This is a genomic window from Mesorhizobium sp. P3_A10 (genome assembly GCF_056403175.1).
Window position 1 is genome coordinate 1,117,994 of record NZ_JBFUFZ010000002.1, and the last position, 23,064, is coordinate 1,141,057.

General features: G+C 63.0%; 19 protein-coding genes. 16 read left to right on the forward strand and 3 right to left on the reverse strand.

All coding sequences use genetic code 11. From position 1 onward, the window contains the following. Positions 1–11 precede the first annotated feature (11 nt). The 14 genes from AC1DXU_RS12190 to AC1DXU_RS12255 are packed head-to-tail and all read left to right on the forward strand — an operon-like array spanning position 12 to position 16,820. Positions 12–467, forward strand: coding sequence for an Hcp family type VI secretion system effector (locus AC1DXU_RS12190; protein WP_477315623.1), 456 nt, complete (start codon positions 12–14; stop codon positions 465–467). Beyond that, positions 454–1,212 carry a type VI secretion system baseplate subunit TssE gene (gene tssE / locus AC1DXU_RS12195; RefSeq protein WP_477368954.1) on the forward strand — a complete coding sequence of 253 codons (759 nt, stop codon included), beginning with the start codon at positions 454–456 and terminating at the stop codon, positions 1,210–1,212. The genes AC1DXU_RS12190 and tssE overlap by 14 nt, the downstream gene beginning before the upstream one ends. 1 nt (position 1,213) lies before the next feature. Continuing rightward, the gene (tssF, locus tag AC1DXU_RS12200) at positions 1,214–3,088 is read left to right on the forward strand and encodes a type VI secretion system baseplate subunit TssF (protein WP_477368580.1); all 1,875 of its coding nucleotides are present in this window, start codon (positions 1,214–1,216) and stop codon (positions 3,086–3,088) included. Further along, on the forward strand, positions 3,052–4,119 hold the full coding sequence (tssG, locus tag AC1DXU_RS12205; RefSeq protein WP_477368583.1) for a type VI secretion system baseplate subunit TssG: 1,068 nt from the start codon (positions 3,052–3,054) through the stop codon (positions 4,117–4,119). Before tssF ends, tssG begins: the two co-directional genes overlap by 37 nt. Continuing rightward, positions 4,116–5,606: a type VI secretion system-associated FHA domain protein TagH gene (gene tagH, locus AC1DXU_RS12210; protein WP_477368586.1), complete on the forward strand. Its 1,491-nt coding sequence runs from the start codon at positions 4,116–4,118 to the stop codon at positions 5,604–5,606. The genes tssG and tagH (AC1DXU_RS12210) overlap by 4 nt, the downstream gene beginning before the upstream one ends. Positions 5,607–5,609: 3 nt before the next feature. Further along, on the forward strand, positions 5,610–6,062 hold the full coding sequence (tssJ, locus tag AC1DXU_RS12215) for a type VI secretion system lipoprotein TssJ (RefSeq protein WP_477368589.1): 453 nt from the start codon (positions 5,610–5,612) through the stop codon (positions 6,060–6,062). 39 nt (positions 6,063–6,101) lie between these two features. Next, positions 6,102–7,436 carry a type VI secretion system baseplate subunit TssK gene (tssK, locus tag AC1DXU_RS12220; RefSeq protein ID WP_477368592.1) on the forward strand — a complete coding sequence of 445 codons (1,335 nt, stop codon included), beginning with the start codon at positions 6,102–6,104 and terminating at the stop codon, positions 7,434–7,436. 4 nt (positions 7,437–7,440) lie between these two features. Next, positions 7,441–8,763 carry a type IVB secretion system protein IcmH/DotU gene (icmH, locus tag AC1DXU_RS12225; RefSeq protein WP_477368595.1) on the forward strand — a complete coding sequence of 441 codons (1,323 nt, stop codon included), beginning with the start codon at positions 7,441–7,443 and terminating at the stop codon, positions 8,761–8,763. Position 8,764: 1 nt separating this feature from the next. After that, complete coding sequence (tssM, locus tag AC1DXU_RS12230) at positions 8,765–12,304, forward strand: type VI secretion system membrane subunit TssM (protein WP_477368597.1); 3,540 nt, start codon at positions 8,765–8,767, stop codon at positions 12,302–12,304. Further along, positions 12,286–12,828 (forward strand): type VI secretion system-associated protein TagF, encoded by a 543-nt coding sequence (gene tagF / locus AC1DXU_RS12235; protein ID WP_477368600.1) that lies wholly within the window; start codon positions 12,286–12,288, stop codon positions 12,826–12,828. Before tssM ends, tagF begins: the two co-directional genes overlap by 19 nt. Next, the gene (locus tag AC1DXU_RS12240) at positions 12,828–13,931 is read left to right on the forward strand and encodes a DUF2169 family type VI secretion system accessory protein (protein ID WP_477368603.1); all 1,104 of its coding nucleotides are present in this window, start codon (positions 12,828–12,830) and stop codon (positions 13,929–13,931) included. The genes tagF and AC1DXU_RS12240 overlap by 1 nt, the downstream gene beginning before the upstream one ends. Further along, complete coding sequence (locus AC1DXU_RS12245) at positions 13,928–14,950, forward strand: 3-oxoacyl-ACP synthase (protein ID WP_477368606.1); 1,023 nt, start codon at positions 13,928–13,930, stop codon at positions 14,948–14,950. Before AC1DXU_RS12240 ends, AC1DXU_RS12245 begins: the two co-directional genes overlap by 4 nt. Beyond that, a complete protein-coding gene (locus AC1DXU_RS12250) occupies positions 14,950–15,897 on the forward strand; it encodes a DUF4150 domain-containing protein (RefSeq protein WP_477368609.1) in 948 nt (315 codons plus the stop codon). The genes AC1DXU_RS12245 and AC1DXU_RS12250 overlap by 1 nt, the downstream gene beginning before the upstream one ends. Further along, positions 15,897–16,820, forward strand: coding sequence for a beta propeller repeat protein (locus tag AC1DXU_RS12255; protein WP_477368612.1), 924 nt, complete (start codon positions 15,897–15,899; stop codon positions 16,818–16,820). Before AC1DXU_RS12250 ends, AC1DXU_RS12255 begins: the two co-directional genes overlap by 1 nt. Before the next feature lie 2 nt (positions 16,821–16,822). On the opposite strand, the gene AC1DXU_RS12260 is transcribed toward AC1DXU_RS12255, so the two are convergent. From AC1DXU_RS12260 to AC1DXU_RS12270, 3 genes are read right to left on the reverse strand one after another with little or no spacing between them, the layout of a single operon-like run. Beyond that, positions 16,823–17,170 (reverse strand): hypothetical protein, encoded by a 348-nt coding sequence (locus AC1DXU_RS12260; protein ID WP_477368956.1) that lies wholly within the window; start codon positions 17,168–17,170, stop codon positions 16,823–16,825. Beyond that, positions 17,167–17,589 carry a DUF6484 domain-containing protein gene (locus AC1DXU_RS12265; RefSeq protein WP_477368615.1) on the reverse strand — a complete coding sequence of 141 codons (423 nt, stop codon included), beginning with the start codon at positions 17,587–17,589 and terminating at the stop codon, positions 17,167–17,169. Before AC1DXU_RS12265 ends, AC1DXU_RS12260 begins: the two co-directional genes overlap by 4 nt. Positions 17,590–17,600: 11 nt before the next feature. Beyond that, positions 17,601–19,931 carry a type VI secretion system Vgr family protein gene (locus tag AC1DXU_RS12270; protein ID WP_477368618.1) on the reverse strand — a complete coding sequence of 777 codons (2,331 nt, stop codon included), beginning with the start codon at positions 19,929–19,931 and terminating at the stop codon, positions 17,601–17,603. Positions 19,932–20,183: 252 nt separating this feature from the next. Here AC1DXU_RS12270 and tagH (AC1DXU_RS12275) point away from each other — a divergent pair, with 252 nt between their 5' ends. Next, the gene (gene tagH / locus AC1DXU_RS12275) at positions 20,184–21,224 is read left to right on the forward strand and encodes a type VI secretion system-associated FHA domain protein TagH (RefSeq protein ID WP_477368621.1); all 1,041 of its coding nucleotides are present in this window, start codon (positions 20,184–20,186) and stop codon (positions 21,222–21,224) included. A 271-nt stretch (positions 21,225–21,495) separates the two neighbouring features. Then, positions 21,496–23,043 (forward strand): type VI secretion system protein TssL, long form, encoded by a 1,548-nt coding sequence (tssL, locus tag AC1DXU_RS12280; protein WP_477368624.1) that lies wholly within the window; start codon positions 21,496–21,498, stop codon positions 23,041–23,043. Positions 23,044–23,064 lie beyond the last annotated feature (21 nt).

Sequence of the window (23,064 nt, forward strand, 5' to 3'; positions counted from 1 at the left end):
GGAGAAAGACAATGCCTGTAAAAATTGATGGTTTTCTAAAGGTCCCGGATATCAAGGGTCCCAGCACTCGCGACGGCCATGAAGACGAGATCGAAATCCATGGTGTCGACTACAAGATGGTCGCACCCTTCGATCCGAATTCGCTCTCACGCCGTGGCCGCGTGTCCATGGGCATGATCAAATTCATCAAGCACTACGACAAATCCTCGCCCTATCTGAAAAAGGCCTTGTTCGAGAACAAGGCCCTGGACGAGGTGGTGTTCTCGGCGCGCCGGACCATCGATGGCGAAACCAGCGACTATCTGGTCGTCACGCTGACCGACGCCTCGGTCATGGAATACGACATGTCGCAGGCCGAGGATGAGGAAGACCTGATCCAGGAAGAAGTCAGCTTCGCCTACAAGAAGATCAAGTTCGTCTATGACGGCAATGATGAAGCCGAAATGGATGTCTATGTCGGCAAGTGAGACGCGGGCAAAGCGTCCCGGCACGGAAAGACCCCAGGCCGGCGGCAGTTCACGGGCCAAGAGCGAGGCGGTCCAGCCTTCCCTTTGGGATCGCCTCGTCAATGATCTGCCCGGCCTGAGTTCGGAGATAGACGGGCTCAAGCGGGCCCTGCAAGAGGAGCTTGGCGAGCAGCGTCTGGAAGAGCTTTTGGCGGACGGTTCGCGGCTGATCGACGCCGACACCGCGCTGAGCCCCGATCAGAAGCGACGGGTGCATCGGCTGGTGTTTCAGAACCGGCACCGCGGCGAGCTCGAAAGCCGCGGCATCGTGGTTTCGGCGAGCGTGCTGCGCGAGGCGGTGCGGCGCGACATCGAGGCGCTGTTCAACACCGAGCGCTTCGAAGCCATGCCGCTGCTGTCCGACCTTGAAAGCGAGCAGATCGGGGACAACCCGCCGTCGCTCGCCGATTTTCCGGAGGTCCGGCGCAGCGTGGTCAACTATGGCGTGCCGTCCTTTTCGGGCCGTTCGTCGCGCGACTTCGATCGCGACACGCTGGCGCGCGAAATCCGTGCCGTGCTCGCCACGTTCGAACCGCGTCTCAAGGAGAGCGAGACCAAGGTCACGGTGAACCTTGGCGACAAACTGGGCCTGAAGATCGAGATCGACGCCGTGCTGATCATGACGCCGACGCCGGAGCGCATGCGCCTGCGTACCATGATCAATCTCGACAACGGCATGGCGCGAACCGAATTCAGGGACGCCTGAGATGGATCGGGTCTTCGTCGAATATTACGAGGAAGAACTGACCCACATACGCGGGCTCGCCGCCGAGTTTGCCGATATGCATCCGGCGGTGGCGCGCAATCTGTCGCTCGATACGGTTCCCTGTCCGGATCCCTATGTCGAGCGGCTGCTCGACGGCGTCGCCTTCCTCGCCGCGCGCACGCGGATGAAGGTCGATGCCGAGCGCTCGCGGTTCTCCCGCAGCATTCTCGATGTCCTCTATCCCGATCTGGTCACACCCGCGCCGGCGACCGCGATGGCGGTGCTGAAACCCGGCCAGCAGGTGCAGACGATGCTTGCCGGTCATGTCGTCAATCGGGACACGCGGCTGGTTTCCAGCCTGCAAGCCGGCCTGTCGACACGCTGCACGTTCACCACCGCGCAGGAGGTGACGCTGTGGCCGATCGCGATCACCTCGGTCAGCTATTTCCAGGATCGCAGCGCGCTTGCCGCCGCGGGAATAGGCGCGATCGGAAAGCAGGGCGGCGAAGCGGCGCTACGCATCACGCTGGCTCGGACCGGAAAAGGCAAGCTCGACGAACTGGCGCTCGACCGGCTCGATTTGTATTTCGCCAACCGCACCAAGGCGCCGCTTTTGTTCGACGCGATTTTCGGCGCCTGCTCGGCGCTCGGCGCGCGGGCGGAAGGCAAGACCAATCCATTGTCGCCTTTGCCGGCGCCGGAAATGGTCGGCATCAGCGACGCCGAGGCAATGATGCCGCGCACACGACCGACATTCGAGGGCTACCGGCTGCTGCGCGAATATTTCATGATGCCCGAGCGCTTCCACTATGTGCGCGTTTCCGGGCTGCAGCCGGTCGTGCGCAAATGCCAGGCCGGGCTTGAAATCGTCTTTATGTTTCGGCGTCCGGTGCCGGAACTGTCCGACCTGACACCGGCCGATTTCGAACTTTTCGCGACGCCGATCATCAATCTGTTCGAGCGCGAGTGCAACGTCATCGAGCTTGACGCGCGCAAGACGCGGCAGGTGCTGCATGCCGACCGCACGCGGGCGCGGGATTTTGAAATCTACCGGGTCCTGCGGGTCGAGGACGCCGACGCCGAGGGTCCCGACGCCGAGATACCAGAGCTCTTCAGCCTTGGGCAAAACCGCGGCAGCGGCTGGGTGTATTCGACGGAACGGCGTCCGCGTCGGGCAACCGAGGATGAACGGCGCCAGGGCGTGACCCGCACCTCATACACCGGCGACGATGTTTTCCTTGCCGTGTCGCGTCCGGTCGGCAGTACCGCCAGCCGGCCGCTCAAGCGCGTCGACATCGTGGCGCTGTGCACCAATCGCGACCTGCCGATCCTCGACGACACGCCGACCTTGACGCTGGAGGCCGGCGACCCGGTGGAGTCGATCCGGCTGCTCGGCGCCTTGCGTCCGCCGCAGCCGGCGATACCGGCGGCGCTGCCGGCGAGCGCCGAAGGCGAGTCGCGCGCCGACGATCTGGCCTGGCGGCTGGTGTCGCAGCTGGCGCTCAATTTCCTCAGCCTCGCCAAGGAGGGTCGCGGAGTCGACCCGCTGCATGCGCTGCTCGATCTCTATGCCGATCGCGGCGATCCCGGGCTCACCCGCAATGTGCGCTCGATCGTGCGCATCGACTCGCGTGCGGTGATCGAAAGGCTGGCGATCGAAGGGCCGATGTGTTTCGGACGCGGCACCGAAGTGACGCTGCATGTGGACCAGTCGGTGCTGGCCGGGCAAAGCACGCTTTTGCTTTCGGCCCTGCTGGCGCGGCTGTTTGCCCGTCATGCCGGAATAAACGGGTTCGTGCGGACCCGCACGCGGTTGCTCCAGAAACAGGAGGATGTGCCATGGCCGATGACGCCCGGCAATCGCTACCTGATCTAGCGCAGCCCGTTCCGGACCAAGCCGAAGCGCTGTCGGCAGCGTTCGACTTTTTCGAACTGCTGCGCCGGCTGGAACGGCGCGGTGGCCTGTTCGGTCATTCCGGCCGGCCGGACCGCGAGCCGGCACGGCTCGGCCAACATGTGCGTCTGGCCTTCTCGGTCCAGGACGTGGTCGAATTCCTTGAACCGACGGACAAGGCGCCGGCCCGGGTCACGGTTGCAAACCTTGGCCTGCTCGGCCCCGAAGGCCCGATGCCGCTGCATCTGACGCGCTGGGTGCTCGATCGCCTGTCGCAGCGCTGGTATGGCGGGGCCGACGCCTTGCAGACGAGCGACACGACATTCGTCAACTTCGTCAACATCCTGCAGCACCGCATGATCGCCCTGTTCTATCGCGCCTGGGCGGATGCGCATCCGGCGGTGCAGGTCGAACGCGCGGTCGGCGGCCGCGTCCGCTCCATGCTGCAGTCCATGGCCGGCATCGGACTTCCGGGCACCCAGAATGCCGAGCTTGACGCGGTGAAGCTTCGCCAGGCCGCGTCGCTCGCTGCCCAGGTCGACGGCCCCGAGCGGCTGACCCTGTTCCTGGCCGAAGCCTTCAAGGTGAAGGTCGTGCTCAAGGAGTTCGTCGCCGCCTGGATGACCATACCCGCGGCACTGCAGACCCGTCTCGCCGGGGCCTACGCCTCGCTTGGCCGCAGCGCAACGATCGGCCCGCGCAGCTTCAGCCGGCAAAGCCGAATCGAACTTCGCATCGGTCCACTCGGATACAAGGACTACAAGGCTTTCCTGCCGGGTGGTGAGCGCCTGAGGCTGCTGACGCAAGCGGTGCGCGATCTGGTCGGAGAAACGCTCGACGTCGACCTCAGGATCGTGCTTGCCGGCGAGGCCGTGCCGCCGGCCAGGATCGGCACCGTACAGCTTGCCCGGACGGCCTGGCTTGCGCGCCCCGCTGAAAGGGGAGATGCTGACGACATGCGGCTGCGCACCATAGTCGGGTGGCGGCCGGAAACGGCGGGAGTGGCGGCATGAGCTTGCTACTGACGCTCGAGCAAGGACCGCGCGCGCAAGTGACGCGACAGGCTCGGCTGGACGAAGGTGAGTTGGTGATCGGCCGCAGCTCCGACGCGGACTGGCAGATCAACGATCCCGACATGTTCGTTTCCCGCGCCCACTGCAAGATCACCGGCAGACAAGACGGATATTTCGTCACCGACACTTCGAGCAGCGGGCTGTTCATAAACGATTCCGACAGCCCGCTGGGGCCGGGAAATTCGACGCGCCTGCAGAACGGCATGCGGCTGAGACTGGGCGACTATGTGGTCTGGGTCGATCTGCAACCAGCAGCGGCCAAACCAGTGGCTTCCAGGCCATCGACGACAGAAATGCAACCACCGGCCTCGCGGGTGCCGGTCAGCATCGGCCGCGACGATTTCTTTTCGGCCACGACCGAACAGGAACCCGGGCGGCCGCGCCCCGCCGACCTGCCCAATCCGTTCGAGCAGCCAACCCCCGGCGCGTTCGAACGCGCGCGTTCGGCTGAACGCAGTTCGCCGGCTTTCGACGATCCCTTCAGCCTCGACCCGGTGGCGACGCCTGCCGCCAATGCAGGCATCGACGGTGGCAGGCGCGGCAGCCCGCTGTTCGACGATCCATTCGGCCTCGATCCCGCCGCTCCAGAGCCGAAAGAGGTGGGCAAAGCGGCTGCCGACAAGCGGCCGGCATTCGATGACGGTTTTGGCTTCGGCCCTGCCGGGATAACCGCCCCCATCAATGGCACCGACACGGCCGGGGCGAGCGAGATCGCCGCCGGGACGAGCGAAATCGCCGCCGGGGCGCCCTCCCCGGCGCCATGGGATTTGCCTGGTGGCAAGGTCGAGCCGTCTCCCTTGCCACTGCAACGCGCCGCTGCCAGACCCAGTGCGGCGCAACCGCCGGCCAGACAATCCGACGCGGCGCTGCGCGCGGCATTCCTGCGCGGCATGGGCATCGACGAAACCGACTTTCCCGGTCGCGATGCGGTGGCCGAGATGGAGAAGTTCGGCCGCGAATATCGCATGATGATGGAAGGCCTGATGCAGCTTCTGCGCAAACGCGCCGAAGAGAAGGGTAACGCCCGCGTCGCGCAAACCGTGGTCGGCGCGTCCGAAGTCAATCCGCTCAAATTCCTGCCCTCGGTGGACGACGCCCTGGTGACCATTCTGGCGGATCGCAGCCCCGGATTTCTCGGCGCCGACGCGGCGATTGCGGATGCCGTGCGCGACCTCGCACAGCATCATGTTCGCGCCTGGCGCGGTGTGCAGGGGGCGCTGCGCCGGATGATCGACCGCTTTGACCCGGCGGCGATCGAAGAGGAGCTGAAATCGAGCTCGGCGATCGGCACACTGCTGACCGGCGGGCGCGGCGCCAAGCTGTGGGAGCTCTATCAAAAACGCCACCGGGAAATCGCCCAGAGTGCGGAGACGCGCTTCCTGGGCGAAATCGGCACTGATTTTCGTGATGCATATGAGGAGGAGTGAGACATGATCGATAGACGCGAATTCATCGTCGCCCTGGGGGCAACCGGGTTGCTTACAGCCTGCCAAAGCGGGCCGCCGAAACCGTCGGTGATCACGGTCAACGTGACCGGCGGCGCCGGCATGAACCCCGGACCGGGCGGCGGCGACAGGCCGGTGACGGTGCTGGTCATGCGGCTGCGCAGCACCGGCAAGTTCAATTCGGCCGACTACTTCGCCCTGCAAGGCGATGCCGGCACGGCACTTGCCGGCGATCTCATCGGCTCCGACCAGATCGCCGTCGGCCCGGGCAAGAGCGCGTCGAAGACGATCACGGTCGAGCCGGACGCGGCGGCGCTTGGCTTTGTCGCGCTGATCCGCGAACCTGGCGGACACAATTGGCGCACGACCAAATCGGTTTCGGCGGGATCGAAATTCACCGTCAATGTGACGCTGGGCAGCGGCGGCATTTCCGCCTAGCGCGACCAAAGGCAGAGATATGAAGCAAAGAGTGGCGGCATGAGCGACGCAAACAGGGTGCTGTGGTCGGAAGGCCTGTTTCTGCGGACCCAGCATTTCCAGCAACAGGATCGCTTTTTCGAAGCGACGGTGCGCGGCGCGTTGCAGGCCGGGCAGCTGCATACGTTCGGCTTTCGAACGCTGACGCTCGACCCGGCCTTGCTCGACGCCGGCCAGATCTCGGTGCTGAGCGCGCGCGGTATCTTTCCCGACGGAACCCCGTTCGCGATCCCCGACACGATGGACGCACCCCGGCCGCTAGCGATCACGCCCGAAATGGGCGAGGGACCGGTGCTGATCGCCCTGCCCCTCGAGCCGCCGGAAGGCGTCGGCTTCGACCCTGCCCATGCCGAGCCGTCCGGCGCCCGCTATCGCGGGCGGATCGTCTCGGTGCGCGACGCCGTGCATGGCGGCTCTGATCCCGAGGAAATCGAGATCGCGCGGCCGCAAGCCGTGCTGCTGGCGCCCGGCAAAACGGTTGGCGGCTACACGGCGCTGCCTGTCGCCGAAATCAAGGGCGTTCGCGCAGATGGCGGGGTGGCGCTGGATGACACGTTCTTGCCGCCGACCTTGGTCATCGGCGCCGCCTCCTGGTACAGCCGGCTGCTGCAGGAAGTGGTCACCGGCCTCGATCAGATCGCCGAAGCGCATGGTAAGATGGTGCTGGGCGGCCCGGGGCGCAGCGTCGAGGACCTTTTGATCCTCAATCTGGTCAACGCCGCGCGGCCGCGGCTGGCGCACATGCTGGCACAGGACGTCTACCATCCGTCCGAGGTCTACATGGAACTTGCTGGTCTCGCCGGTTCGATGGCGACCTATGGCTCGAGCGCGCGGCGCCTGGGCGAGTTGCCGGTCTACGATCACATGGCGCCGGGTCCTGCCTATTCGGCGCTGGCGGATGCGCTGCGCTCGCTCATCCTCAGCCTGCGCTATATCGAGCCGAAGTCGCGCGCGCTGCCGGTCATGCGGCATGCCACCAATGTCTGGAAAATCCGTATCGACAACCCCAAGCTCCTGGTGGCGAGCCGGATCGTGGTGCGCATCGGATCCGAGCTGTCGGAGGATGCGCTGCGCAAGATATTCGTCAACCAGGCGACAGTCGGCTCGGCCAGCGAATTCGAGGGGCTGTGGAAGTCGCGCCTGCCGGGCATCCCGCTGAAGCCACTGCATTCGCAACCACGCGAAATCCCCTATGACGGCGACCGGCTCTGCCTAGAGCTCGACCAGAAAAGCGAGCACTGGGCCTCGCTTCTCGAAGCGCCCGGTTTTGTGATCGGTGTTTCGGGCGTTCTGCCGAGCGAACCGCAGGTCGACTGCTACTCGGTCAACAGGTGAGATGATGAGCCGCGACGATCCTTTCGGACTGTCCGAGGATCGCGAGCGTACGCGCATACGCCTTGGCGGACCGCCGGCGCCGCGTGCGATGCCGCTGTCGCCGTCAGCCGCCTTTGCGAAGCGGGCGCGCGCGCACCCGAACATGCTGGTCAACGCGTTCTCGCCTTTGCTGGAATTTGCGCCCGAACTGGAAAACGCGCTGCCGCCGGAGAACCCCGAAGCGCTGCGGACAAGACTGCTCGAAGAGCTTGTGCGCTGCCGCGACGCCACCATGGCGGCCGGCTCTTCGCTTGAACGGGCCGATCAGGCAGCCTGGCTGGTGGCCGCCCTTCTCGATGACCTGGCGCTGAACACGCCCTGGGGCGGCGCCAGCGCATGGCCGCGCCAGCCACTGGTGGTCATGCTGCGCGGCGACGTCGATGCCGGCGCGCAGTTCTTTGCGCGTCTCGAAGAGTTGGAGCGCCATCCCAATCGCGACCGCGACATGCTGGAATTGCAGTACCACTGCATGGCGCTCGGCTTTCGCGGCAAGTATCGCGTGCCTGGCCGGTCCGGCGACCGCTCGCTCAATGCCGTTCGCGTGGCCGCCGCACGTTTCCTGCGCGACACCGACGCCGAAGGGGCGCCGCTGTCGCCGAACTGGAAAGGCGTCATCGCCTCCGACGAGCCACAGCGCTTCATCATCCCGATCTGGGTGATGGCAGCGGCCGCGGCAGTGATTGCCACGGCGGTCTATGTCGGGCTGTCGATGGGGCTGAGCAGCCAGGCGGTGGAGCTTTCGGCGCTGGTGCGCGCGCTGCCACCGCCCAATCGCACCGAAGTCACGCGCGCTTCGCCGAAGGTCGAGCCGCCGCCACTGCAAACCGTGGATTTTGCGCTGCTGCCGGAATTCCAGGCAGCGGCACCTGCCGATCTCAGGTCGGCTCTCAAAGGCACCGAGAGCGTCTCGCTGGCAAAACTGTTCATTCAGGCTTCCAACCCCGAACTGTTCCAATCGTCGCGCGCGCAACTGACCGAAGGGTTCGAACCGCTGATCGCTTCGATCGCCAAGGTGATCCTCGAGAACCAGGAGTTGATCGGAAAGATCACCGTGGTTGGTCATACAGACGGTATTCCGCTGCAAAAGACCAATCCCCTGTCCACCAATCAGCGACTGTCGGAAGCCCGCGCTGCAGCGATCGCCGACATGCTGGTCCAGAATGGCGTGCCGCAGGATCGCATCCGGTCCGAAGGCCGGGCCGCCACCGATCCGGTAGCCGACGACAGCACGCGCGAAGGCCGGGCCTTGAACCGCCGCCTCGAAGTGCTGGTCGAGAAGAGGCTGTGACATGTTCATCCTGCGCTTCCTGTGGGCAGTCCTGACATCTCGCTTCCTGTGGACGCTGATTGGCCTCGCGCTGCTGTCGCTGATCATCTGGGTGTTCGGCCCGATCGTCAGGGTCGGCGACTACGTGCCGATGGCGTCGGATACGGTACGCATCGTCATCATTGCGCTGCTGGTGATCTTCTGGCTGATCTGGTTGATCGTCGCGCAGCGCCGCGCGATCCGCGCCAACCGCATGTTCGTCGCCGAAATCTCCGCCCCGGTGGAGGAAAAGCGGCTCAGCCCCGGTGAGGAGAGTGTCGCCGCGGTCGGCGCCAAGTTCCAGGACGTGATGGTCGAGCTGAAGCGCCGCAAGCTCGGCGGCCGCAAGTTCCTGCGCGAAATGCCGTGGTACGTGATTGTCGGTCCGCCGGCGACCGGCAAGACGACGGCTTTGCGCCAGTCCGGGCTCAACTTTCCCATCGACCTGACGGATGATCTGCAAGGGATCGGCGGGACGCGCAACTGCGACTGGTTCTTCTCCGAAAACGCGGTGATGATCGACACTGCCGGCCGCTACGTGCAGCAGGAGAGCCAGCCCGACGTCGACGCCGTGGAATGGCTGGGCTTCCTCGACCTGTTGAAGAAGCATCGCGGCCGCCGCGCGCTGAACGGCGTCATCGTCGCGCTTGGGATCGATGCGCTTTCCGAGGGCGACGAAGCCGTCAAGGCGCATGGCCGCAAGATCCGCCGGCGGCTGGCGGAACTCGAGGAGCGGCTCGAAATCCGCCTGCCGGTCTATCTGATGCTGACCAAGGCCGATCTCATCAAGGGGTTCGAGGCCTTCTTCGGCGGCCTGTCGACGGCGGCGCGAGAACAGGTCTGGGGAACGACCTTTCCGCTCGACGCGCGCGTCGACGCCAAGACGATCGCGGGCGAAATCTCGACGCTGTCGAGGGAGCTCGAAAAGCGGCTGGTGCCGCGGCTGGAGGACGAAGACAAGCTCGCCGAGCGCGCCGAGATCTTCCGCTTTCCGGCGCAGCTGCAAAGCCTGTCTGAACCGATCCAGGTGCTGGTCGAGGCGATGTTCGGCGAGAGCCGCTACGAAGAGGCCGCCTGGCTGCGCGGCCTCTATCTGACGTCGGCGACCCAGGAAGGCGCACCGATCGACCGGTTGACCGCGGCACTCGCCTCCTCCTTCGGCCTGCCGGCGCGGCGCTCGATGCCGACGCCGCGTTTCGAAAAGCGCAGTTTCTTCCTGAAGAACCTTTTGACCGAGGTGATTTTCAAGGAGGCCGGACTTGGCACGTTCGATCCGTTGGCGCAGCGACGCCGCGCCTGGATCTGGCGCGGTGCCGCGGCCGCATGTGCCGCCGCTGCCCTGCTGGCCGGCGGCTTGTTCACCTGGTCCTACTACGACAACCGCAACGCGATCACGGCCCAGGCAAGCCAGTTCGTGGCGCTGCAGGCGCCACTGACCGCGGCAGCCGCAAGCCCGGCCTCGGTCGAGCAGCCGGCGATCGACGGCGCCCTCAATGCGCTGGCCGAGGTCGCCAATGCCAGGACGGCGGCGCCCGACAATGCGCAGGATTTGTTTGGCCCCTCGGCCTCGGCCGAACTGGTGCGGGCGCAGACGGACACTTACGACCACGCGCTGCGCAACGTGCTCGAGCCGCGCATGGTGGCGCTGCTCGAGGCGACCATGTGGCGACAGATCCGCGATCCGGATTTCATGCTCGGCGCCCTGAAGACCTATCGCATGATGACCGGCCTGTCGCAGATGGACCCCGATTTCGTGCAGAATTGGTGGATAAACGATCTGCCCGAATTCGCGCCGGCGGCACCATTTCCGACCGCTGACGCGGAAGAGCACCAGCTTGCCGCGATTCGCCGCATGGCGGTCGACGACAGCTACACCAAGCCCGATCAGGCGCTGGTTGCCGAAGCGTTGAAAACGGTTTGCACGGTTTCGCTGCCGGCGCGCGCCTACAAGCAATTGCTGGCCGATCCGGCGGTCGCAGAACTGAAGGAGTGGATCCCCGCGAATTTCGCCGGCCCCAACGGCGCCAAGGTGTTTGCCCGCCGCTCCGACAAGACGCTGCGCGTCGGCATTGCCGGCGCTTACACCTATGCCGGTTTCCATGACGCCATCCTTGACCGGGTCGAGGATGTCGCCGCCCAGGCGGCGCTCGACCGCGCGGTCTTTGCCGGCGGCTGTTCGGAAAATTCCGAGACCTCGGTGTCGGCGCTGTCGGAAGATATTCTGAAGCTCTATTACGATGACTACATCGCGCAGTGGGACAGTTTCCTGCGCGACATGAGGCTGGCGCCGCTGACCGATCTGAACGTCGCCAGCGAGAATCTGAAGGACCTTTCCAGCGCCGATTCGGCGCTGAAGCGGCTGGTGACGGCGGTCGTTCAGGAGACGGAACTCACCCGCTCGGACGAGGCGCCCGCGGGAGACGACAAGGCGGCTGCGAAAGGCGGCTCGAAACTGCTCGGCAAGCTGGGCAAGCTGGGCAAGATCGTCAAGGTCGGGGCAAAACTGCTGCCCCGCACGGGATCTGCCAGCGAAGTGGACCTGACCGGCACGCTGGTGGCCGAGCATTTCAAACCGCTCAAGGGCGCCATTGCCGAGGTCGACGGCCAGCCGCCGGCGCTTGATGCCGCAGTGGTGGCGCTGACGGCATTGTCCAACGTGTTGCAGACGGTCACCGCCAATCCGGATCCTCAGGACGCCATCAAGAAACAGGGCGGCCTCGCCGAACTGACCGGAGCCGTCGCCCGGCAGGCGCAGATCCTGCCCGATCCGATCGACGACTGGCTGGGCGGCATCGCCGGCGACACAAGCGGCCTGACGCAAAAGGCGGTGGCATCGGAGCTCAACGCCATCTGGCGCGCCGACATCCTGCCATTCTGCCAGGCTGCGCTCAACGACCGCTATCCGTTCAGTCCCGACAGCGCGGTCGATGTGAATGTCAAAGATTTCGCCCGCCTGTTCGGACCGGCCGGGCTGATCGATGCCTTCATCAACGATCATTTGATCGGCTATGTCGACACCTCGGCCCAGCCATGGAAATGGCGCGCCGATTTCGGCCTCGACCCGTCCGCGCTTGCCGCTTTCGAGCAGGCCAGGCGAATCCGCGACGATCTCTTTCCCGGCGGCCAGGGTCCGGTGATGAGTTTTACGCTGGAACCGAAGGACCTGTCGCCCAACGTCACCCGGGTGACGCTCAATCTCGATGGCCAGAACCTCGTCTATTTCAACAACGCGACGCGGCCGCAGCCGATGACCTGGCCAGGCAAGGACGGCACCGGCGTCATCTCGCTCGCCTTCCAGCCGATCGATGGCTCACCCGAAATCATGCTCAACGAGACCGGCAGCTGGGCCTGGCTGAGGATGTTGAAGGGCGGCCGGTTCACCGGAACCTCGCTGTCCGACGTCTACAGCCTGCGGCTGGGGACGAAAGGTCTGTACGCCGATTTCGAACTCAAGGCCGCCAGCGTCGAGAACCCCTACAACCTCCAGATGTTCAAGAAATTCTCATGTCCGCCGCAGATATGATCCTGCCAGGCTTCTATGGCAAAATGCCCGCCACCGGCGATTTCGTCACGCGGCGGCTGCCGGGAGACTTTGTACGCCTCTGGGATCGCTGGCTGGCGCAGCATATCGTGCCGCTGTTTGGCCAGGAATCCTGGCCACCCACCATCGCGCTGCGCTTTCTGGCCGGCCCGGATTCCTTCGGCGCATCGGCGGGTATCATCCTGCAGAGCGCTGACCGAGTTGGCAGGCAATTCCCCTTGAGCGTCGTTGCGCCTCTTGCCAAGGTTCCTGTCGAGTTGGCTTATGCCGAAGCGTGGTTCGCCGGAATTGAAGAAGTTGCCATCGCCGCCCAACACGGCGAGCTGACGCCCGACGAACTGGAGGCAGCACTCGCCGCACTGCCGGTGCCGCCGGTCGAGCCGGGCGAAGAACTTATCGGCGGCATGGTGATGTGGACCGCGTACTCCGACATTTTCGATATCGATCCGCAGTCGCCGCAAGCGACGCTGGAGCAGATCTTCGCCGCCAGTTGGGAGACCAGCTGATGCAGATCTGGAACCAGATGGGTTATCCGCATCAGTTCACCATGGGCATGGACAAGGCCGGCCATGAATGGATCGTCGTGGTGGTCAAGGGTACGTTCGACTTTCCCGCGACGCCTGGCGGACCGGTGCAAAAATCGACCGAGCAAGTACCGCTGGTCATGGCGGACACGCAGACCGGTGAACCCGGCTATTCCGCCACACTTTGGGAGACCGATTTTGCCTTCCGCAAACCGCGCTGCGACGTCATCGCCAATGGTTGTGCTTATGCGCCGGGCGGGCGTCCGGCGGAGCGGGTGCCGGTCGGTATCAAGGTCGGCAATTGGTCGAAACTCTTCGAGGTGGTGGGTACGCGCGAATGGCGCGCCATCGGACCGGTGTTTACCACCACGTCGCCGCAACCTTTCCTGAAACTGCCCATTTCCTACGACGTCGCCTGGGGGGGCGTCGACAGACTGGATCCTGAAGACAAACTCCCCGCAAGCTATAAGTACAACCCGGTCGGCACAGGTTGGTCGCGAGCTAAAAACCAGCGCCTCATTCCCGGCTTGCGGCTGCCGAACACACAAGCTGTTGGCGAGGAGATCCGCTCGCCCTTTGGCGACTACAAGCCGGTGAGTTTTGGGCCGATGGGCCGCGGCTGGCCGGGCCGGATCGAGTATGGCGGCACCTACGACGACAATTGGACCGCCAACATCTTTCCATTTCTGCCGCCGGACTTCGACGAGCGCTATTTCCAGATGGCGCCAGCCGACCAGCAGATCGAGCTGCCGAGAGGTGGCGAAGAGGTGGTGCTGGTGAACCTGACGCCTGAGGGGCGGGTGAGCTTTCGCCTGCCGTCAACGGCATTGCCGATGACGTTGTTCAAAGGCAGGCAGAAAGCCTATGAGGCCGACATATTTCCAGACACTGTTCTGCTTGACCCGGAGAAACGCCGCTTTTCGCTGGTCTGGCGTGTGTCGCAGCGCATTCACAAGACTATCCTCGATTTCTCGGAGTGCTGGGTGGGTCCGCCAACGCCGGCCATGCTGAGAGCGAGGGTCAAGGGAAAGCGATACGTTCGCGTCAACCGGGTCACACCTGCACCAGAGAACGAAGACGCATGAGTGCGAAGCTCGATATTGTCTCGATCGGCATGGTTACGGCTGTCGGCCTCGACGCGCCATCAGCTTGTGCGGCGATGCGTGCAAGGCTCGACGGTTTCCGGCAAACGCGGCTTCTCGGCTCCGCAGGCGAGTGGTTGACCGGTGCCCCTATTGCGTTGCCGCGCAATTGGGTTGGCGACAGGCGCATGGCGCATCTGGCGGCTGGCGCTATTTGCGAAGCGTTCGAAAGCACACCGGAAGCGCGCGGCCAAACGGCACTGATCCTATGCCTTCCCGAAGAAGACCGTCCGGGCCGCGCTGTCAGCGACAATTCCGCTTTGCTTAGGAGCGTCGCCAAAATCGTTGAGATCGAACCGCACGCACGCTCCAGAATAATAGCGCATGGACGACCTGCGGGCGTTGTAGCACTGGAACACGCTCGCCAGTTGCTGGCGTCAGGCGACGTGCCCTTTGTGATGATTGCAGGCGTCGATAGTTATCTGACAAGTCAGACAGTCTCGCACTACCTCTCGTGCAACCGCCTCCTCACGCCTCAAAATCCGAACGGGTTCATACCTGGGGAGGCCGCAGCGGCGATTATTTGCACCCAAGGTCGACAGGGAGGACTTCGGCTGTTTGGGCTTGGGCTCTCGCGCGAAAATGCATCGATCTACAACACTGAAGATTTGCCTTTGCGCGGCGACGGCATGACGTCGGCTTATCGCGCGGCATTCGAAGAAACCGGCATCGAAATGAACCAACTCGGGTACCGAATCGCCGATCTCGTAGGAGAACAGTACTGGTTCAAGCAAAGCGCTCTTGCCAGCTTGCGCCTGCTGCGAGGCCGACATGAGTTTCAGGACATCTGGTCGCCTGGCGAATCTCTCGGCAATGTCGGAGCCGCCGTGGTGCCGCTCATGCTTGGCATGGCTTTCACCGCCGCGCGCAAGGGCTACGCTGCCGGAAATCCGGTCTTGATTGAGGCATCGAACGATGCCGGCGCCTGCGGCGCAGCTATCGTGGCATCGAGGGCGGCGTAATGGGCGGGGTGTTTGCCAACGGCCTGGAAATTTCCGGTAAAGCCGTGACCGCCCAGACAATCGCCGCGTTCCCGGATGTCTGCTTCACGCCCCCAGAAAATCCGGCAACGCCACCTGGCGTGCCCATCCCCTACCCTAGTTTTGGGATGGCCGGCGACACCGAGCAAGGGACCAGCACCGTCAAGATCGGCGGCAAAACGGTCAACATCAAAAACAAATCCGATCTGTCCAGAACATCTGGGACGGAAGCGGGCTGCGCGGCCAAAAAAGGTGTCATCACATCAAAAAATACTGGAAAAGGCTATTTTAACTCGTGGTCTAACGACGTGAAATTCGATGGCGAGCCTGTCATACGCATGACAGATCTGGCCACAAACAACCATGCGTCGCCGACAGGCAATACCGTTACATGGCCGCACACCGCTGCCATAACTGTCAACGGGCAGGACTGCGCAACAATATTGAACAATGTTGGGATACACGTTCATCAACATAAGGATTCTACATGCGCACACCCAACGGAATCCGAGCATTGTTTTGAGAATCAAATGTTCCAGAGGAGCCGTGGTGGCCAGAACTATTCCGGTTGGGGAAACTACGACGTCGACACCGCGCCCTGCATCTGCATGGAGTCGTACAAGAAAACCAAGACCGGATACCGCAAATCCGGCTCGGGCTCGAAGCGGGGTTCGCCGCACAACAAGAAGACAAAAATGGTCCGAGATTTTCTGAAGAAAAAGCGCAGCCCGACCTTAGGCGACTCGATCAAGAAAGTGCAGGAGGCAGTCCGCGCCCATCACGAGAAGCTGCAGAGCAGTACCGATCAGGAGAAGGACGACGTGCTCGAATGCCTGAAGCTTGTGCTTCTCGATTACCTCGTTGATTGCGCCCGAGCCCCGAAGCCGACCCACGCCGACCTACTGGCCAAACCGATAAGGAAAAAATGATGCGCGAGCCCGAAACCATCGCCGACTTTGACCCGGAAGAAATCGATGTGCAGGCCGTGGACGGTTTCCATCATGGGGGCCATCGCTTTAGTGCCAGTTTCGAGCTGAGTGACCCCGATGACGAATTCAGCCGTTCTTATCTTCTGGAGATCGAGTTGGAGCGCACCATTCGCTTCAACGCACGGCTTCAGGTCGAAGACTCAATTCGCTCGCATGTCAGTTTTGGGCCGGAGGATCACATCGCGCTTGAGCTCGGAGGGATCATCCACGACCTTCCGCCGGGTTCGGCATCACGCACGGAACTGCCCGAAGGCGCGCTGACGCGCCTGTGGGCCCCGTCGCACGATCGGGTCTTTGCGATCGGAGATCTTGGCGTAAGCTATCTGCGTGAGCGGGGCCAATGGGGGCAGCTAGAGACCTTCGAAGAAGCCGTGCTCAACGATATCCATGGCCGCGAGGGAAGTCCGATCTATTGCGCCGGCGACCGCGGGCTTCTGCTGAAACTCGACGGGCGGCGTTGGAACCGTATCGATCTGGGGGTCGAAGAGAACTTTAATACCGTCCTGGCCGGACCTCAAGGCGAGGTATACATCGGCGGGGCGAACGGGGCAGCCTACGAGTTGCGCGACAGCGAACTGATTGCCCTTAAGGCCGACGAGGTCGACTACTACGACATCTGCGAATTTCGCGGCAAACGCTACTGGTCGGACATGAGCTACGGCGTTTCCGTTCAGAAGGGACGCGAGTTGGTTCCGCTGTTGGAAACGGAACAGGGGTTTTCAATGTCCGCTACCGAGGAATTTCTTGTTGTTGCCGGTTGGCACGAATTCTTTCTGTTCGACGGCACCGAATGGACCGGTTTCGAAATGGGCTATGACGGCAACATCTTTCTTCGAACGGTCGACATGAACAGCTACCGCTAGGGTCATCGGTTCTGTTTCAGCGTCACCGCCAGATATTCCCTAACTTTGGCAAGGTCCAGATCCACAACCTGGATCGGTTTTGGTGCGGCTAGCATCCGCAATACGAAGAGCTCTCCTGCCTCCGAGAACTCCTCATAGCGTTCCTGCGCAATTTTTCGACCCTGATCTCCGGCCACGCGCAAACCATCAAGATGCGCCTCCAACCTCTCAATCAGGCGGGCAAGGCGCACTTCGTCCATCTCCGGGTTTTCTTCAGGATGGAGCAGGTGGTGATCGTAGATCGACCACAGAAATGCCGCCATTTCGGCGTGCTGCCGGACAATCTCGCGCAGGACCGGCGCTGCCATCAGTTCAGATTCACCGAGCCGCCACGGATACGGTTGGTGGCGCTTGCGTGGCTGGTAATGTAGGTGCCGCGAATGGTGATGTGGCCATCTTTTTCCATGATGATCGTGGCCTTGCCGCAGCGCAATTCTATTCGTTCTTCACCCAATATCCTTACCTGTTCGCCATCGCGTATGACGTGCGCCCGCCGCTTGCAGCTTGGTTCCACTATGCGTCCCACAATCAGCGGCCGACCAACATCACCGCCTTCGAACAACAGGGCGACCTCGGAGCCGATCATGTCCGAACTCATCTCGGCCAGGCTTCGCGCTCTCACCGCAGTCTCCCTTGCATTGCCCGGGAATACGACGAGTGGTGCTTCGTCATCGAAGCCGAGAAAAACTCCGATTATCACCCCTTCGATCCGCTTTTGGGTCTTTGTCATACCGGCCGCCCTCAGTTCTGCTTGATCTCCGAGCCTTTCATCGTGATGTCGCTTGAAGCCTTCACGTTGATTTTGCCCGAGCCCTTTATCGAAATGTCCTTGCCTTCGATGGAAATGGTGCCGTCCTTCTTCATCGCGATTGCGGCCGAGCCGCACTTTATCACGATCGAATCGCCGGCTTCGATCAGCAAATCCTTGCCGATCTTGATGAGCCCATCCTCGCCTACCTCGACCGCGCTGCCCTTGGCTATCTTGAGCGCCCGGGAGCCTCCGACATCTGTCGCGTCATCCTTGGCAATCTTGGCAGAGCGCCCAGCCCCGATATCAGTCCCTTGATCCTTTGCAATCTTGAACGTCTGGCCGCCGCCGATCTGCACGCTCTGGTCGGAAGCGATGTTCCAGCTGTCCGCTGCCCCGATATCGTGGCTCTGCGCCGCGCCTACAGTGACCGACCGCGTCGCACCGATCGTATTCGCTTGCGGGCCACCCACGGTTCGGGTCTCCGATGCTCCGACCGAATCGACCCGCGCCGCGCCGACGGTCACCGTCTGGACGATCGCCACCGTCTGCGTGTGGTTGGCGCCGATCGTCTCGGTGGAGTTCGAACCGATTTTGATCGTCTCGTTCGAACCCACCGTCAGCGACCGGTTCGTCCCCACCGTCTCGGTGTCGTTGTTGCCGATGTTGGTGGTCTGGTCGACGCCGACCTTGACCGTCTTGTTGTTGCCGACGTCCTCGTCGAGGTTGTGGCCGACGGAGTGCTTGGCGTCGTGGTCGATGCGGTCCGACTGGTCGTGTTGGACCAGCTTGGTGCGGTCGTGCTTGATCAGAAGGTTGTGGTCCTTCTGCGCCTGGAAATTGACCAGTTCGGAGCCGGCCTTGTCCTCGAACATCAGCTCGTTGTAGCCGCCACCGCCCTTGGAGGAGTCCGACTTCCAGCCCGATTGCGTGGCGCTGCCTGGCAGGCCGTAAGGCGGCATCTGCGAGGCGTTGTAGACCCTGCCGGTGATGATCGGCAGGTCCGGGTCGCCCTCGATGAAATCGACGATCACCTCCTGGCCGATGCGCGGGATCTGGATGAAGCCCCAGCCGCTGCCGGCCCAGGTCTGCGAAACGCGCACGAAGCAGGAGCTGTTCTGGTCCTTCTTGCCCAGTCGGTCCCAATGGAACTGCACCTTCACCCGGGCATATTTGTCGGTGAATATTTCTTCGCCGGAAGGACCGACCACGGTTGCCGTCTGCGGCCCGCGCATGATCGGCCGCGGCGTGATGCGCGGCGGGCGATAGGGCAGAGCGGTGGGCGCCACGCCGAGGATCACCTTGAAATTCTCGCCGTCGGTGTCGATGCCGGCCCGGTATCCCGGATCGAACAGCCTGTATTCGGCGCTGACCACCAGATATTCCTGGTTCTGGTCGTTGCGAGGAAAGCCTTCGAGTTTGAAGGTGCAGCCGGAGAACAGGCCGCGCACGGTTCCAACGGCGGCGATGCGCTTGTGCACCGCCTGAAGTTCCTCGCGCCGTATGCCTGCCAAAGTATCGCCGCGGCCGACCTCCAAATGGGCGCCAGGCTGGCGGTAATTCTCGCCGGCGGCCAGCTTGTGGCTGAACGCCTGGGAGGATTTGGCCATCAAATCGGCAGCCGGCTTCTTGAAATCATAGTCGGTGTGGGCATAGGCACCCGGCCGCACCGAGCTGCCCGGAATCCATTCGGTGATGTATTCGACATCGCGGCGCGAGCCCTGCCCCTCGAAGTGATACGGCACTTTTTCATAGCCGGGCGCCGGCTTCAGCTTGCTCATCGCATCGGCCAAGACCAGCGTGTGCTCGCCGTCGCCGTGCTCGAAGAAATACAGGATGCCCTCGTGCTCGAGCAGCCGCTGCACGAAATCCAGGTCGGTCTCGTCATACTGGACGCAGTATTCGCGCGGAGGATATGACCCCTGCAGGCGCTTTTCGAACTTGGCGACACTGTATTTGGAGAAAATTGCCTCGACGATCTCGACGACGCTCTTGTCTTGAAAGATGCGGCAATCGGTGGTGTTGCCGAGGAACCATAGCCACGGCCGGACGACCGCCTCGTAGTGGGCCTGGCGATCCTCGATGCGGGTAAGGCGAAAATCCGAGATGAGGCCGCTGAACCAGCGTTTCGGATCGGATTCACCTTCGATCGAAACCGCGCCGCCCAGCATCTTCAGCGGATCGATGTCCGGATTGGTGCTGACAAATCCCACCGTGTAGGCAAAACAGCGGCTGATCTCATCGCGCCCGATGAGATTGGTGAAGGTCAACAGCTCGGCGCCAACCGGTGTCTGCACAACCGCGGCGCGTTGTTCACTCGGCATGGGTCGTGCCCCTCCTGGACGCGGCCGCTAGTGTGGCGGATTTGAAGCTCCTGTTGTGTTAACGACATCACGTTCAGGAACTTTTCGCATTCGCCATACCAGGCGATGTTGAGCCTACCACATGTTCTCCCTGCGGCCAAAGCGGACGCGCGGTGACGGAACCCTTTGATCGGTTTAAACGCGGCTGTCCCCCTGCGCGCGCAAGCTGCTAGAATGGCGCAGTACCGATCAGCGATTGCCAGGCGATTCCGGATGTTCATCAGTCTGCAGATCAACAATGTCGATGTCCTGCCCGCCGGCCTGCCGCACGGCTACAGATCGCGTGATCGCAGCTTCGAGATCGGGCGCGAGAATTGCGACTGGAGCCTGCCCGACCCGGACAAGTTCATCTCCGGCCGGCATTGCGAAGTTCGCTACGAAGGCAACGCGTTCTGGCTGCACGACGTGTCGCGCAATGGCACCTTCGTCAATGGATCGAACCAGCGCCTCGCAGGCCCGCACCGGCTTGTTCAAGGCGATCGGCTGCGGATCGGCCGCTATCTCGTCTCCGTGTCGATCGATGCCGAGAATGCAGCGTTCAACACGATGGGCCACGCGGGAGGCAGCCACGGCTCAACGCAACGGCACACCGGGGTCGGACAAGCTCCGGAGCGCGCCATGCCGCCGCCATCGCCAACGCCTTTTGCTTCGGCCTCCGGCCAGGCAAACGAAGGGGATGAAATCCTGCGCAAGATCGCCATTGGCGCCGGCATCCCGCCGGAAGTGCTGCTGCATCGCCCGGCGCATGAAGTGGCCGGCGAAATCGGCTCGATCCTGCGCATCGTCGTCGACGAGCTGGTTTTGCTGCTGAAGGCGCGAGCCGCGGCAAAAGTGTTGGTCAAAAGCAGCGATCGAACGATGATCAATGCCGCCGACAACAATCCGTTGAAATTTGTCCCGGGGACGGACGAAATCCTCGACATCATGTTCGCACGGCGCAGGGCCGGCTATCTCGATGCCAGGCACAGCATCGAGGACGCCTTCCACGACCTCAAGACCCATGAATTCGCCACCTTTGCCGCCATGCAAGCGGCGCTGTCACGGCTGCTCGACGACCTGTCGCCCGAAGCGATCGCCAAAAAGCTTCCGCCGTCGTCCTTTGCCTCGAAAAAGCCGCGCGCCTGGGATGCCTTTGTCGCGACATGGCGGGCAAAGGAGGAAACCCACGAAAACGGCATGCTGGACATATTCCTGGCCTATTTCAGCGAGGCCTATGCCAAGGCCGCCAAACAGAAACAGACCGGGAAGAGCTAAGGTCGGTTTGAGAGCGCGGGCCGGATACGGCGACAGCGCAAGCTGGCCTTCGGACGCGCAACCGACGCTGCTTTGTCGGCCGGCGCAGAAAAACCACCTTGCCACGCGCATCCGGTTTCAATCGGCAACTTCTGAGACTACGATCACATACGACAGTTCGCCAAGCGGGTACGGTTGATTGACCTGGGGGTCTGCGGCAAATGTCACGGTACGGCGAGACAGCGTTTTGTAGTCAGCGTTCCCCCGTGTGCGCGTCGACGGAAGCTCGACGATGAGCTCAAAGGACGATCCTTTCGGCCCAGCGGGCAAAACCATCATCCGCGCGAATCCCGGCCGCAAGCAAAAAACGGCCCTCGCCCGCGATAGACCGACGCCCGACAACACGATACTGGCATCGGCAAAGACTCGGGATTCAACTGTTTTCGATCCCGCTGCCGGTCAACAGGCACCGCCGGACGGGGCAACCGGAACGGTGATCTATCAAGGCGTGCCGTTTGTGGAAGACGCTGCCGTGCCGGCCGGCTCTGCCGCTCCCGCTGGACAGCCACCTCGAGGCGCCGCTGAGACGGTACCCAAAACCCCTCAGGATGCCCTCCTCAACGCCAGCGACGGCGTCGACTATGGCGCTGCAAACCCGATCATCACTGCCGCCGCGCCGCTGCTGATGCTGCTTGGTCATCTCCGGCTGATGGCTGTCGAAAGACAGGCCGAGCCGCTGGCGGAGCGCGCCGCCGAGCTGATTGAGGAATTCGACCGCAAGATCGCAAAAACCGACATCGCCGAAGAGGATGCGCGCATCGCCAAGTTTGTGCTTTGCGAAACCGCTGACGACATTATCGCAAACCTGCCCGGTTCCGACCACGACATGTGGGCGCGGCACGGCATGCTATCGCAGTTCTTTCAGCTCAAACCGACCGGCGCGGGCTTTTTCCAGGCGCTGAACACGGTGCTGGCTGCGCCAGAGACCCACTGCGACCTGATCGAACTGATGCATGTGTGCCTGTCGCTGGGGTTCGAAGGCCAGTATCGCGGGTCGGCGCGCGAAGACAGCAGTCTCGAACGCGTCCGTCGCGACGTCCACGAAACGCTCGCCTACTTCAGGACGGGCGGTGACGAAGAGATCTCGCCACATTGGCAAGGCCTGTCGATGACGGCGGCGCAAGCCTCGAGGCGGGTTCCGCTTTGGGCCATCGCGGCCGCGACGGCAGCCGTTTTGACGGCGGCGTTTTTCGCGCTGCGGGTTTTCATCACCAATGAAGGCGATGCGCTTGCCGGCGAATTGCTGGCCCTCAATCCGGCGACGCCGATCACCATCGAACGCGCCAGCTTCGTCCCGCTCACCGAGGAGGTAAAGGTCGCTGCCCCGACGATTGCCCAGGTCGATCGCATCCGCGTCGCGCTGGCCAAGGAGATCGAAACCGGCGGCGTCAGTGTCGGTACCAAGGGCGATTTCATCGTTGTGGAAATCAGCAATGTCCTGCTGTTCCAGTCCGGAAAAGCCGACGTGAATCCCGAGTTCGAACCGGTTGCGGCGCGCATCGCGGCGGCTCTCGACACCGAGCGTGGGCCGATCAAGATCATTGGCCACACGGACAATGTCAAACCGCGCAAGTCGAGCGAATTCAAATCGAATTTCGACCTTTCCGTCGCCCGCGCCAAGTCGGTCGAAAAGATGATGGCACCGCATTTCAGCGATCCATCGCGCACAAGCGTGGACGGCAAGGGCGAGGACGAACCGATTGCCGACAACGCAACGCCGGAGGGCCGGACCAAGAACCGTCGTGTCGATGTGATGATCCCGCGGGAGGAGACGCTGTGACCGGGATCGGCTGGAAGCGCC